The 259-nt window shown below is 63.7% G+C and carries 1 protein-coding gene; it reads right to left on the bottom strand.

The window, feature by feature from the left end:
• A partial coding sequence (locus SB754_RS21190) for a hypothetical protein (protein ID WP_410784312.1) occupies positions 1 to 259 on the bottom strand: 259 nt, incomplete at both ends.

The following is a 259-nucleotide window of genomic DNA, read 5'->3' as shown; positions in this document are numbered from 1 at the left end:
CTTGAACTCCAGCGTGTCGCCTGCGGGAACGGTGGACGGAGCCGGGAAGCTCCAAGCACCGTTCACAACGTCAAGGTTGATGGTGTCGTCGCCGCGGGTGAGCTTGACCGTGCTGCCGGCCGGAGCCGTGCCGGTAATGGCTTCGTCCGTGAGGACGGTGCCCTTGTCCTCGTGCGAGGTCAGCTCAGGTGCAGCAACGAAGACCGCAACGGAGTAGCCCTTGAGGTAGGTGAGACCGTCGGAAAGCGAGGTCGAGAAC

It is taken from the genome of Leifsonia sp. SIMBA_070 (assembly GCF_046534635.1).
Lineage (GTDB): Bacteria > Actinomycetota > Actinomycetes > Actinomycetales > Microbacteriaceae > Leifsonia.
Note: the sequence above shows the minus strand (reverse complement) of the source record. Positions and strands in the feature narration are given on the sequence as shown.